The organism is Ruegeria sp. CDSA034 (genome assembly GCF_059612275.1).
The window spans coordinates 78,914-91,322 of record NZ_JBXWQH010000013.1; the positions used below are offsets into that span (position 1 = coordinate 78,914).

General features: G+C 57.2%; 10 protein-coding genes and 1 tRNA gene. 9 read left to right on the top strand and 2 right to left on the bottom strand.

What is annotated here, in order from left to right:
* The first annotated feature begins 46 nt into the window (after nt 1–46).
* From AC2FLJ_RS18245 to AC2FLJ_RS18275, 7 genes are all read left to right on the top strand, one after another.
* The gene (locus AC2FLJ_RS18245; protein WP_496696437.1) at nt 47–952 is read left to right on the top strand and encodes a LysR substrate-binding domain-containing protein; all 906 of its coding nucleotides are present in this window, start codon (nt 47–49) and stop codon (nt 950–952) included.
* Between the two features lie 99 nt (nt 953–1,051).
* On the top strand, nt 1,052–2,206 hold the full coding sequence (locus AC2FLJ_RS18250; protein WP_496707054.1) for an aromatic ring-hydroxylating oxygenase subunit alpha: 1,155 nt from the start codon (nt 1,052–1,054) through the stop codon (nt 2,204–2,206).
* 59 nt (nt 2,207–2,265) lie between these two features.
* Entirely contained in the window at nt 2,266–2,505 is a 240-nt protein-coding gene (locus AC2FLJ_RS18255) for a hypothetical protein (protein WP_496696441.1), read from the top strand.
* 110 nt (nt 2,506–2,615) lie between these two features.
* Nucleotides 2,616–5,036, top strand: a complete 2,421-nt coding sequence (locus AC2FLJ_RS18260) for a GcvT family protein (RefSeq protein ID WP_496707057.1) — start codon at nt 2,616–2,618, stop codon at nt 5,034–5,036.
* A gap of 103 nt (nt 5,037–5,139) precedes the next feature.
* A complete protein-coding gene (locus AC2FLJ_RS18265; protein ID WP_496707059.1) occupies nt 5,140–6,609 on the top strand; it encodes a flavin-containing monooxygenase in 1,470 nt (489 codons plus the stop codon).
* 4 nt (nt 6,610–6,613) lie between these two features.
* Entirely contained in the window at nt 6,614–7,588 is a 975-nt protein-coding gene (locus AC2FLJ_RS18270; protein WP_496696447.1) for an alpha/beta fold hydrolase, read from the top strand.
* Nucleotides 7,589–7,669: 81 nt separating this feature from the next.
* Nucleotides 7,670–7,746: transfer RNA gene (locus tag AC2FLJ_RS18275), tRNA-Met, on the top strand.
* Nucleotides 7,747–7,950: 204 nt separating this feature from the next.
* On the opposite strand, the gene AC2FLJ_RS18280 is transcribed toward AC2FLJ_RS18275, so the two are convergent.
* Complete coding sequence (locus AC2FLJ_RS18280) at nt 7,951–8,820, bottom strand: LysR family transcriptional regulator (RefSeq protein ID WP_282121109.1); 870 nt, start codon at nt 8,818–8,820, stop codon at nt 7,951–7,953.
* Between the two features lie 97 nt (nt 8,821–8,917).
* Here AC2FLJ_RS18280 and glyA point away from each other — a divergent pair, with 97 nt between their 5' ends.
* Entirely contained in the window at nt 8,918–10,225 is a 1,308-nt protein-coding gene (gene glyA, locus AC2FLJ_RS18285; protein WP_496696449.1) for a serine hydroxymethyltransferase, read from the top strand.
* Nucleotides 10,226–10,331: 106 nt separating this feature from the next.
* Here glyA and AC2FLJ_RS18290 read toward each other — a convergent pair whose 3' ends face one another.
* Nucleotides 10,332–10,859: a ZrgA family zinc uptake protein gene (locus tag AC2FLJ_RS18290; RefSeq protein WP_472722983.1), complete on the bottom strand. Its 528-nt coding sequence runs from the start codon at nt 10,857–10,859 to the stop codon at nt 10,332–10,334.
* A gap of 231 nt (nt 10,860–11,090) precedes the next feature.
* On the opposite strand from AC2FLJ_RS18290, the gene AC2FLJ_RS18295 reads away from it, so the two are divergent.
* Nucleotides 11,091–12,359: an imelysin family protein gene (locus tag AC2FLJ_RS18295; protein WP_496696450.1), complete on the top strand. Its 1,269-nt coding sequence runs from the start codon at nt 11,091–11,093 to the stop codon at nt 12,357–12,359.
* Nucleotides 12,360–12,409 lie beyond the last annotated feature (50 nt).

Consider the following 12,409-nt stretch of genomic DNA (forward strand, 5'->3'; position numbering starts at 1 on the left):
AGTTGATAAAAATTAAACTAACCCGAAATACGATTCACCAGCTTCCATGTCCAGACGCCACTACAACCTGCCGCCGCTGACAACCTTGTCAGCTTTTGAGGCCGCCGCCCGCCACCTGAGCTTTAAGAACGCCGCCGTTGAACTGTCTGTCACACCCGGCGCGGTCAGCCACCAGATCAAGGCGCTAGAAGGCGATCTGGACACACCTCTCTTTCAACGCAAGCATCGCGGCGTTGATCTGACCGAGGATGGCAAGGCGCTTTATGACGCGCTGTCCACATCCTTCGGGCGCATCTCAAAAACGCTGAGCATGATCCGCGACCGGTCCACGGCGGGAAAGGTGACCGTAGGATCGACAACCGCGGTTGCCGCGTTGTGGTTGTCTCCGGCTGTCATTCGGTTCTGGCGGGACATGCCCGAGGTTAATGTTGATCAACTGTCACAGGATCGCCCCTTTCGCGATCGGCCTGACGTCGACTTTTTCATTCGCTATGGGCGGGACAGCGATCCCAACCTGTCACACACTCCCCTGTTTCGCGACCAGCTAGTCCCGGTCGGAAGCCCAGAAATGGCAGAAAGGCTTGCGGATGCCGGTCTTGAGGATCTGACTTCTGAACGGCTGATCCATCTGGAGTCAGAAGACCGCACCTGGACCACCTGGCCCGAATGGTTCCAGCAGTTGGGATTTAATGGCGCAGTGCCCATTGAATCCCGCGTCAACAGCTATTCAGTCGCGCTGCAGCTTGCGCGCAAGGGTGCCGGGCTGGCGCTGGGTTGGCAGCGGCTGATCCAACCCATGCTGCAATCAGGCAAACTGGTTCCTATCGGCACGCATCAAGTGCCCGCTCCGAACCAGTTTTACCTGGTCGGGCGACCGGATGAAGAACTCTCAGACAGTGCCCGCGCCCTGAAGAACTGGATCGTTCAAGAGGTTCAGGAAGGTTCGGTTTAGGTGAAATCACTCTCTGATGAGCTTTTCTGATATTGAGACTAACAGGTGCAATCCGCCAATAGGGATTAATAGCATCCAGCAAAACCTCAGGAGAGCCCGATGAACAAGCATAGCGCGCTGTCTTCCGTTCTGGCCGATGTAAACGTCGCAAATGGCCTGCCGAACGAACATTACATCGATCCGGCCGTTTTTGACGAAGAAAAGCGTTCTGTGCTGTATGCCAACTGGTCCGGGATCGGCTTCGGCAAGGATGTTCCGGAAGAAGGCGATGCAAAACCAGTCGATTTTCTGGGCATGCCGCTGCTGATTGTCCGGGACAAGGACGGCGAGGTTGGCGTTTTCCAAAACACCTGCCGCCACCGCGGGATGATTCTGGTAGACACGCCGCGCAAAATCGGCGGCGCAATCCGCTGCCCCTATCACAGCTGGTGCTACAGCCTGAAAGGCGAGCTGCGCGCAACCCCGCATGTGGGTGGTCCCGGCCAGAACAAGCACGAAGACGTCAATCGCGAAGACCTGGGTCTGATCCGCGTGCGGTCCTACGTTTGGCGCGACGTGATCTTTGTGAATGTTGACGGCACAGCACCGGAATTCGAAGAGGTACACGGCCCCCTGCTGGAACGTTGGAAGGAATTTGAGAAACCCGTCTTCCACGGCGGTGAAACGTCCTCATTCAAGCTTGAGGTCAAGACCAACTGGAAGCTTGCGGTCGAGAACTATTGCGAAAGCTATCACCTGCCATGGGTGCATCCCGGTCTGAACAGTTATTCGCGGCTGGAGGATCACTACAACATCGAAGAGCGCGGTCAGTATTCGGGCCAAGGGACCCTGGTTTACCGCCAACTGACAGATCAGGACGGCGCAACCTTCCCGGATTTTGACGGGCTGAGCGACAAGTGGAACGAAGGCGCAGAGTATATTGCGGTTTATCCAAACGTTCTGTTGGGTGTGCAACGCGATCACGTATTTGCCATTGTGCTGGAGCCGGTCGATCAGGAAAACACCGTCGAACATATCGAACTGTACTACGCCAAAAGCATTGATGACACTCCGCAGCATGATGGACTGCGTGCCTCGAACGCGCAGCTGTGGAAGACGGTATTCGAAGAGGATGTCTTTGTGGTCGAAGGCATGCAAAAGGGCCGGCATGGAATGCTATTCGATGGCGGTCGGTTCTCGCCCGCGATGGACGGCCCGACGCACAACTTCCACCATTGGGTCGCGACGCAAGTTGAAAACGGCCGCGCGGAGTAACCCTTTTGGATTGTTCAGCCGCCGGGTGGCTGACCGGTTGCCCGTAGAAGGGGACGCCCATGGACAAACAGGAACTGGATCGCCTCTTGCTGGCCGCGCATGATCGAAATGATCATGCCGATCTGATCCGGTACTACACCCTGGCCGCGGATGAGCGCGAAACGGCGCTGGACATCGACGCGGCCTGTTTTTACCTGACACATGCCTTCATTTTCGCGCTGGAATCCGGCGCGCCCGAAGCTGATGCGCTGAACCAGCGGCTGGTCGAACATGATCGGGCGCATAAGCTGGATTTCTGAGTTTAGCCTCAGATTAAACTCACTCAACCCAACTTGAAATTTATGTCCGTTGCCGATGCCATTACGATGATGACACATGGCCGCGGGACCAACTTTGATACGGCAGGCTCATGAAAACGAATGCACAGGCGGTGGTGATTGGCGGCGGGGTGATCGGGTGTTCGATCCTCTATCATTTGACCAAACTGGGATGGTCGGATGTGGTTCTGCTGGAACGGGATGAACTGACATCCGGGTCCACTTGGCACGCCGCGGCGAACATCCACGGGCTGCACGACAGCACCAATGTCAGCCGCATTCAGCACTATACGATGAACCTGTACAAAGAACTTGAAGCCGAAACCGGCCAAAGCTGTGGCGTGTTCCAGCCCGGCTCGCTTTACCTCGCGCAAACCGAAGAACGCGAACATCAACTGAAGCTGCAAGCCGCTAAGGCCAAGCTTTATGGCATGAACTTTTACGAGATCAGCATCGAAGAGGCCCAGCGACTGAACCCGCTGGTCAACTTCGATGGCATCCGCTGCGTGATGTACGAACCAGACGGTGGCAATGTGGATCCATCGGGCGTCACAAACGCCTATGCGGTGGGCGCCCGGCAACGCGGAGCCGAGATCCATCGATTTACCCCCGTCACGGCGACTGACCAGCAAGAAGATGGCACTTGGATCATACGAACACCCAAGGGCGACATCCACACCCCTTGGGTCGTCAATGCCGCCGGTCTGTGGGGGCGCGAAGTCGCCAAACTTGCCGGAATTGAGCTGCCCCTACAACCGACTGAGCACCAGTATTTCGTGACCGAAACAATGGCGGACGTGGCAGCGCGTGGCACCCGGCTGCCCTCGGTCAGTGATCGTGACGGCGAGTATTACTTGCGGCAGGAAGGTCAGGGCCTGCTGGTTGGCGCCTATGAAAAGGACATGAAATTCTGGGCCGAGGACGGCACGCCACTCGACTTCGCGCATGATCTCTTCCCCGACGATCTGGAACGGATCGAAGAGAATATGATGAACGCCATCGAACGTCTGCCCGCCGTGGGTGAAGCCGGTATCAAGCGGGTTATCAACGGGCCGATGATCTGGTCGCCCGACAGCAACGTGCTGATGGGACCAGTGCCCGAGGTCGACGGCTATTTCTGTTGCAACGGTATCATCCCCGGCTTCTCACAATCTGGCGGCATGGGCCTGATGGCGGCGCAATGGATCATCGAGGGTGAAACGCAGTACGATATGTTCGCCTGGGATATGGCTCGGTTCGATGACTGGGCGACGAAAGAGTTCACAATGGCCCGCGTTCAGGACCAGTACGCCCACCGGTTCGCGATCCACTTCCCGAACGAGGAACGCAGCGCAGGCCGCCCAGCGCGCACGCGCCCCATCTATGACACGCAAGCTCAAATAGGCGCAGTGTTTGGCCTGAACGCAGGGTGGGAGCACCCCTTGTGGTTCGCGGATACGCCAGGAACCAAAGACACTAATGGCTTTACCCGTCAGAACTGGTGGGAACCCGTGGGTGAGGAATGCCGGATGCTGCGTGAGCGCGCGGGGATCATCGATATCTCGAACTTTGCCAAATATGTCTGCAAGGGACCGGGAGGCGAGGACTGGCTGAATGCTGTTTTCACCAACACCATGCCCAAATCGGTCGGCAGGTCCTGTCTTACGCCTCTGATCTCGAAACGCGGGGGCATCGCCGGGGACTTCACTGTAACCCGTGTGGCCGATGACGAGTTTTGGATCATCGGATCCGGATTGGCCGAGCGGTATCACAAACGGTTCTTCAAACAGGTCCCCCTGCCCGATGGCACCACATTCAAAAGCCGGACCGAGGCCGTGTGCGGGTTCAACGTCGCTGGCCCAAAATCGCGCGAGTTATTGCAGCGCCTGACCAATACCTCGCTGGCCACCGAGGATTTCCCCTTCATGCGATCCGCCCAAATCGAACTGGCCGGAATCGAAGTACTGGCCCTACGGGTTTCGTTCACGGGTGATTTGGGGTGGGAGGTTCACTGTGCCACCGAAGATCAGGCCCGCCTGTATGACGCCCTGCTTCAAGTCAGTCAGGAGTTTGGCGCAGGCCCAGTGGGAAGCCGAGCACTGATGTCGTTGCGGGTCGAAAAAGGATATGGCTCGTGGAGCCGCGAATACAGCCCCGAATACTGGCCGCATGAGGTAGGTCTGGATCGGTTGTGCAAGTTCAGCAAAGACTTTCTGAACAAGAACGCAGCCGAGACCGTTTTAGCCAACCCTGCCCGCGAACAGCTTGTCCTTTTGCATCTGGATGAGGCTGACACCAGCGCGTCGAACGCCGACGCGACCGGCGGTGAGCCAGTCTTCAAAAATGGTCAGGGTATCGGCCGCGTGACCTCTGGCGCTTATGGTTATTCCGTCGGCATGTCTCTGGCGCTTGGCTTTGTAACCGATGCCAAAGCAGGGGATGAGGTCGAGGTGATGGTATTGGGACGTCCGCACAAGGCGACCATTCTGTCCGAGCCGCCTTTTGATCCAAATGGTGAAATCCTGCGCGGCTGAAAAAACCGAGAACGGCGCCTGACCCTACGGGAGGCTGTTCTCACGCATTCCAGCGCCTATAGTCTGACCCAACCATATCGGTCGTTTTGGGAGGGACGGGCGCATGGAATATCAAACCGATATGCTGATCGTCGGCGCTGGATTTTCCGGCCTGACGATGGCGATTGAGGCCCGAAAACGCGGCATCAAGAATATTGCAATCCTTGAAAAAGCGAATGAGATTGGCGGGACGTGGCGCGAGAACACCTATCCCGGTGTCGCGTGTGATATCCCATCGCACCTCTATTCCATGGCAACGCATCTGAACCCGGACTGGAGTCGGGCCTACGCGGGCGGCGCTGAAATTCAGGCCTATCTGAAAAAGGTCTGCCTTGATGAGGGGATTTGCGAGCTATGCCATTTCGGGCAGCAGCTGAAATCTGCCCGCTGGGACGGCATGCGCTGGCAAGTGGAAACCGAAAGTGGGCAGCGCTGGTCGGCGCGGTTTCTGGTCTCGGCCATAGGGGCGCTGCATCTGCCCAGCATCCCCGATTTACCCGGTGCGGACAGCTTTCCCGGGCCTTGCTTTCACTCTGCCGAGTGGGATCACGACACGCCGCTTGAGGAAAAACGCGTCGCAGTTGTCGGAACCGGCGCATCCGCTGTCCAGTTTGTTCCAGAGATTGCGAAAACTGCTGCACACGTCACAATCTTTCAACGCAGCGCGCCCTATGTCCTGCCCCGCCCGGATGGACCAATCGCGCCGTGGTTACGCCGCCTTTACCGCAGCATCCCGGTGTTACCTTGGGCACGCCGGAAACTGATTTACATGGTCTTCGAGTATCGCCATCGCGTGTTCCGCGGCGAAAAACGGATGGTAAATTTTGCCATGAAGATGTGGCGCAAATCGTTGGAAAGCGCGATCGCCGACCCAGGCTTGTGCAAACAGCTGACGCCGGACTATAGGATCGGTTGCAAACGCATCCTCAGCTCAAACGATTGGTACCCGGCACTGGCGCGTGAAAACGTGACGGTTCTCCCGCACGGTGTGGCATCAATTGAGGGCGATCAGATCATTTCATCTGACGGAAGCCTTACACAGGCCGACGTTCTGATCTGGGGCACCGGGTTTCATGTGACAGATGTTGTTGAGCGCCTCGACATAACGGGATCCGATGGCTTGACACTGCGCCAGGCATGGTCGGACGGGATGAAAGCGCATCTGGGCACCGCCATCGCAGGTTTCCCCAATTTTTTCATCTTGCTCGGGCCACATACTGGCCTCGGTCACAACTCGGTTGTGCTGATGATCGAAGCACAGGTTCGCCACATCGGCCGAGTGCTGGACCAGATGAACCGCGACGGGTTGCAGATGATAACCCCGCGCCCGGACTACCAGGAAGCCTTCGAACAGGAGATGCGCGAGCGGCACGAAGACAGCGTATGGCAGGTGGGTGGCTGCGCCTCATGGTATCAGGATGCACAGGGCCGGAACACGACGCTTTGGCCCGGGACCGTTTCAGAGTATGAAAAGCGCATGGCGCAATCCGGGCTGGAACAATACCAACCTACCCCTTCCTCATGCGGAAAGTGATGAGATGACCACAATTCTAGTTATCGCCCTTCTGGTCGGCGGCTTCTTTGTCGGCATGAACCTGTGGACCCGGCGACTGACCCGGCAGGGGTTGCAGCGCGTCCCGCAACTTGGACAGATTGTCCCGGTGCGCGGCGGCAGCATTCATTACGTGGAAAAGGGCGACCCCACTAAGCAGACAATCATCATGATCCACGGGCTTGCGGGGCAGCTGCAGCATTTCACCTATTCTCTGATGGACCTGTTGGCGGATGACTATCACGTCATCGCAGTCGACCGCCCAGGCTGCGGATACTCAACCCGCGATAGCGCCGATCTTGGGCGCCTGCCCGAACAGGCCCGCATGATTCAAGAGTTTCTGGACACCAAAGGCATTTCCAACGCCGTTCTGGTCGGGCACTCATTGGGCGGGGCCGTATCGCTAGCCATGGCGTTGGAACACCCGGAGAAAACCAAAGCGCTCGCTTTGCTCGCCCCGTTGACGCAAAAGCTGTCGAATACGCCGCAAGTTTTCAAACCGCTGGAAATACGTACCGAGTGGTTGCGCAACTTTATCGGCAACACGATCGCTGTCCCCATATCGGCTAAGACCGCCCCGCATACATTGGGAGCCGTTTTCTATCCGGAACCCGCGCCAGATGACTTTCTGGACCGCGCCGGCGGTGCGCTGGGGTTGCGCCCTTCGGCCTTCATTACCGCGTCGCAGGATGTTGTAGGGGTGGATGAAAGTATCGGAGCCCAGGTAGACCGCTATACCGACTTGTCCGTACCCGGCGGCATTCTGTACGGGGCACAAGACACCATACTTTCACCCACCGCCAACGGTGCCCCCATGACCCGGTTCGGGCTGAGCGACGAAAAGATCGAAGGGTTGGGCCATATGATCCCGATCACCGCACCCGACGCCTGCGCGGCCTTCATTCGTAGAATTGCTGATACTGCTGGGGTCGCTGCACAACAGGCAACCAAAGCAGATTGATCGGGGCAAAAATAATCTCTGTAAGGCGGTGTTTCCCCCTTGACCCTTTCCGGCCCCTCGCTTAAATCGCCTCTCACTCATGGCGGAGTAGCTCAGTTGGTTAGAGCAGCGGAATCATAATCCGCGTGTCGGGGGTTCAAGTCCCTCCTCCGCTACCAAATCCCCATTCAAATTAGACCGTCGCAATCACAGGCCCAAACACTTCTTGTGATCTTGTCGCTGTGGCTGAATTGGGCTGCATCCCGGCGTATCAGGAAACTCGTTAGTCGGACCTTGCATGGTCGAGATATCAATTACTCTCCGAAACCATCCTCGCAAAGTTCAGTTACTTTATAAGGGCAGTAGTCATCGCCCCATCGTCGCTAACCTTCCCGCAATAGTGCGACAATTTTTTCAAGTTCCGCGCGTCGCCTCGATGGATGTGGAAGGTTTATCACCAGCGACCGGCCTGTTTCGCAGGCCTGCGCCGATACACGCACCAAATGCCCGGCCTTGAGCGCAGGTTCGATCAGACATCCATGCGCCATCAAAGCACCAGCCCCGGACTTTGCCTCTTCAACTGCAAGACCGTAAAGCGAATATTTCGGCCCTTTGTTAGGATCGCTGATGATTGTCCCCGTCTCCTCGGACCACCGCCGCCAGTCATCATGCCACGTCTGATCGTGCAGCAGCGGGGTGGATTCAAAATTGAAACTCTCGGCCAGTTCCGGCGCGCAAACCGGGAAAATGACGTCCTCCGCGATTACAATTTGATCAGCCGCCCCGTCAGGTTCGGCAATGAAGACTGAAAGATCAAACAGATCACGTGATAGGCGAGGCGATGTTTCCATGGCCGTTACCGAGAACTTCATGTCCGGCCACGTGTTTCGGATTCGCCCCAAACGCGCCGGCAGCCAAAGCTGTGCGACCGAAGGCAGGGCGGCGATGTGGATCTCAACGCTCGGGCTCAGGTTCCGCAGGTTCTGTGTTGCGGCCGCAAGCTGATCGAAAGCCAGGGTGAAATCACCGGCCAGTTGGCGCGCAGGCGCGGTCAGATCAACCCCTTGCGCGTTTCGCCGGAACAGCGGCACATCCGCCCACGCTTCAATTGTCTTTATATGTTGCGAAATCGCACCGGGAGTGACGCTCAGCTCTTCGGCAGCAGCAACGAAACTGCCCAGCCTTGCCGCAGCTTCAAAAGCGCGGAGTGCGTTAAGAGGTGGCCCTTTCGGGCGTCTTGGGAGAACAGCCATTGCCTTAGACTCAGTTTTTCTACGCCAAGAAATAGCAATTCTGATTTGCGATGTCGCCTCAATTGTTCAATCTGGTGACAAGCAGGAGGTCACAGACATGACAATCACACACCGAAACTGGGTCCCGGATCAGTGCGAATCTCGGGTTCAACAAATCGCCGTTAAGGCGTCTCAGGCCTCGTCTGATGAACTGATCAAACGGATCGATGATCTTGCGACCCGAAACCGCGAGATCCACGAGCGAGAGTGTTTCAACCTAAACCCCGCAACCAACGTGATGAACCCAAAGGCCGAGGCCCTGTTATCGTCGGGCATCGGGTCGCGGCCGTCGCTGGGCTATCCCGGCGACAAATATGAGATGGGGTTGGAGGCCATTGAAGAGATCGAAGTGATCACTGCCCAGCTCTGCGCCGAGGTCTTTGATGCCAAATTCGCCGAAATCCGGGTGCCGTCGGGCGCGATTGCCAACCTTTATGGTTTTATGGCCACCTGCAAACCTGGCGATACAATAATTGCGCCCCCAGCCTCCATCGGTGGGCACGTGACCCATCACTTAGCGGGATGTGCCGGTCTCTTTGGTCTGCGCACGATTGAGGCGCCGACGGATGCTGACGGTTATACCGTCAATCTGGATCAGCTACGCGCATTGGCTCTGAAAGAACGGCCCAAGCTGATCACTATCGGGGGCAGCCTCAATCTGTTCGAACATCCCGTAATAGAGGTCCGGCAGATCGCTGACGAGATCGGGGCCAAGGTCATGTTCGACGCTGCGCACCAATGCGGGATCATCGCAGGCAAAGCGTGGAGCAATCCACTGGCCGAGGGCGCGCATTTCATGACGATGAGCACTTACAAAAGCCTGGGCGGCCCCGCTGGTGGTTTGATCGTCTCCAATGACGCTGAAATTGCGCAAAAACTCGACGCGATTGCCTTTCCGGGAATGACGGCCAACTTCGACGCGGCCAAGTCCGCAGCGTTGGCCGTAACAATGCTGGACTGGCGCGACTTCGGCCAACAATACGCGGCCGAAATGATCTCGACGGCGCAAGCGCTCGCGGAACGATTGGACTCTCGTGGCGTTCCCGTCTTTGCGGGTCGGGAAGGGTTTACCAACTCACACCAGTTTGCTGTGTTGGCAGAATCTTACGGCGGCGGGCAAGCGGCGTCCAAAACGCTGCGCCGCGCTGGGTTTCTTGCTTGCGGAATTGGGCTGCCTGCACCCGAAGTAAAAGGGGACATGAACGGCCTTCGGTTCGGGACGCCTGAACTAGTCAGATGGGGGATGACGTCGCAGGACGCTGATCGGTTGGCGGCATTGATCACCTCTGGATTGGCGGGCGCGGATATCGCCGCCGAGGTTGCAGAGTGGCGGCAGAGTTTTTCAAAACTGCATTTCGTGCACTGACGGCACGTTGGGTGCTATCCAAGGCGCTTTCGTCGCGCCCGCATGATTGCGCCCTTTGCATCGTATATGGGCGCGGGCCGACCGTTATGGCCCGCGTTTTGGCATTTCACATTGCCAGATCCGGTTGGTTCCGAGTTATCTCATACGTTTGGGTTTGACCGGATCGGGTCACCTGCAAGATCAACGTCTGCGCATTTTCGAACCGCTCGAAATACGCAAACCGAATATTAGCCAGCGCTGTAATATCCTGGCACTGAATCAGGTAGTCGGCCAAAAAATCGCTATGTTGATCTTGATCAGCAGACTTGGTGGTATTGTCCTGCCCCAATCCTTCACCCGTAAGGGTGACATTGGCTGATGCGGTAACGCATCCGGCCTCTTCAGGCAGCACAAACAAGCCCAAAGGTTTGGACAGGTCTGAGACCGCAACCGCCACCTGCGCGCGATCGTCATCGGTTTCGGCCGGCCCTTCAAAACCAATGATGTCAGCAGAAGGCACGTTGAGGGACAAAGTAAATGCCTGATCAGAAAAGGCGATATCCACATATCCCGTACCATGTTCATGGGCAGGGCCTTGCACCTGCGATAGAACAATCGCCGGTGTCAGCATCAAAGCAATGGCTGCACATTTCATAAACAAAGCACCATCCAACAAGGAATCACGTCGTCCATTCTAATGTGATTAATACCCCGTGCAATCGCGGCTTCGGCCCACCTACCCCGCTAATTATGGGGAAAGGGTGCGACATTTATTTCCGACAATAAGACTCAGGTTGACTTAACTTACTAATTCACTCAGCTTTTGGCGCATGCGCGTCGCTGAGGCGGCGCTAGTGAGTTTTTTTGACAGGAAAGTGTCACCTCCATGACCAAATTTTTTGCCGCCACCAGCGTATTGACCCTTGGGATCGCGACTGCAGCGTTTGCGGACGCCCCAGCGAAGATCGACGTTCTGACCACCTACGCGAACATCGCCGAAGCCAAATATGACGACAGCCTGATCGCGGCAAAGTCGCTGCAGGCCGCCGTAAACGCACTGATCGCTGATCCGTCAGACGCCACACTCAACGCAGCACGCGCCGCATGGATTGCCGCACGTGTTCCTTACCAGCAGACCGAGGTTTACCGTTTCGGCAACGCAATCGTCGACGACTGGGAAGGCAAAGTAAACGCATGGCCGCTGGACGAAGGGCTGATCGACTATGTGGACGCAGCCTATGGCGGTCCGACTGACGAGAACGAGTTCGCCGCGCTGAATGTCATCGCCAACCCCAGCTTTGAACTGTCGGGCAAAACCATCGACGCCAGCGAAATCACTCCGGAATTGCTGGGCGAAACCCTGCACGAAGCCGACGGGATCGAGGCAAACGTTGCCACAGGCTACCACGCAATCGAATTCCTGCTGTGGGGCCAGGATCTGAACGGCCATGGCGCGGGCGCAGGCGACCGTCCGTATACCGATTACGTTCAGGGTGACGACTGCACCAACAGCAATTGCGACCGCCGTGCACAATACCTGAGCGCTGCAACTGACCTGCTGGTCAGCGATCTGGAATGGATGGCCGCGCATTGGGCCGAAGGTGGCGAAGCACGCGCCGCCTTGACGGCCGACGAAACCGCTGGCGTCAGCGCCATTCTGACCGGCATGGGTTCGCTGTCCTACGGCGAGCAGGCCGGTGAACGTATGCGTCTGGGCCTGATGCTGAACGACCCCGAAGAAGAGCATGATTGCTTCTCGGACAACACCCACAACAGCCACTACTACGATGGTCTGGGCGTTCAGAACGTCTATCTGGGCAGCTACACCCGCATCGACGGCACTCCGGTTTCCGGCGCATCGCTGTCGGATCTGGTTGTTGCCAACGATCCGGCTCTGGATGCCGAGATGAAGGTGAAACTAGCCAACACCATGCAGGCCCTTGGGCGTCTGAAATCGACCGCAGAGGCCGGTTTTGCCTATGACCAGATGCTGGAACGCGGCAACGAAGGCGGCGAAGTGCTGATCATGGGCGGCGTAAACGGTCTAGTTGATCAGACCAAGACGATCGAGCGCATTGTGACTGTATTGGAACTTGACCAAATCGCGTTCGAAGGTTCGGACAGCCTGGACAACCCAGACGCGGTCTTCCAGTAAACACAAGGTTTGCGCCAAACGGAGGCGGCTGTTTCACGCCGCCTCCAAAT

Excerpts from the sequence above, each read along its gene's own strand:
- AC2FLJ_RS18245 (WP_496696437.1), top strand. The coding sequence starts at position 47 with ATGTCCAGACGCCACTACAACCTGCCGCCGCTGACAACCTTGTCAGCT.
- AC2FLJ_RS18250 (WP_496707054.1), top strand. The coding sequence starts at position 1,052 with ATGAACAAGCATAGCGCGCTGTCTTCCGTTCTGGCCGATGTAAACGTC.
- AC2FLJ_RS18255 (WP_496696441.1), top strand. The coding sequence starts at position 2,266 with ATGGACAAACAGGAACTGGATCGCCTCTTGCTGGCCGCGCATGATCGA.
- AC2FLJ_RS18260 (WP_496707057.1), top strand. The coding sequence starts at position 2,616 with ATGAAAACGAATGCACAGGCGGTGGTGATTGGCGGCGGGGTGATCGGG.
- AC2FLJ_RS18265 (WP_496707059.1), top strand. The coding sequence starts at position 5,140 with ATGGAATATCAAACCGATATGCTGATCGTCGGCGCTGGATTTTCCGGC.
- AC2FLJ_RS18270 (WP_496696447.1), top strand. The coding sequence starts at position 6,614 with ATGACCACAATTCTAGTTATCGCCCTTCTGGTCGGCGGCTTCTTTGTC.
- AC2FLJ_RS18280 (WP_282121109.1), bottom strand. The coding sequence starts at position 8,820 with ATGGCTGTTCTCCCAAGACGCCCGAAAGGGCCACCTCTTAACGCACTC.
- glyA (WP_496696449.1), top strand. The coding sequence starts at position 8,918 with ATGACAATCACACACCGAAACTGGGTCCCGGATCAGTGCGAATCTCGG.
- AC2FLJ_RS18290 (WP_472722983.1), bottom strand. The coding sequence starts at position 10,859 with ATGAAATGTGCAGCCATTGCTTTGATGCTGACACCGGCGATTGTTCTA.
- AC2FLJ_RS18295 (WP_496696450.1), top strand. The coding sequence starts at position 11,091 with ATGACCAAATTTTTTGCCGCCACCAGCGTATTGACCCTTGGGATCGCG.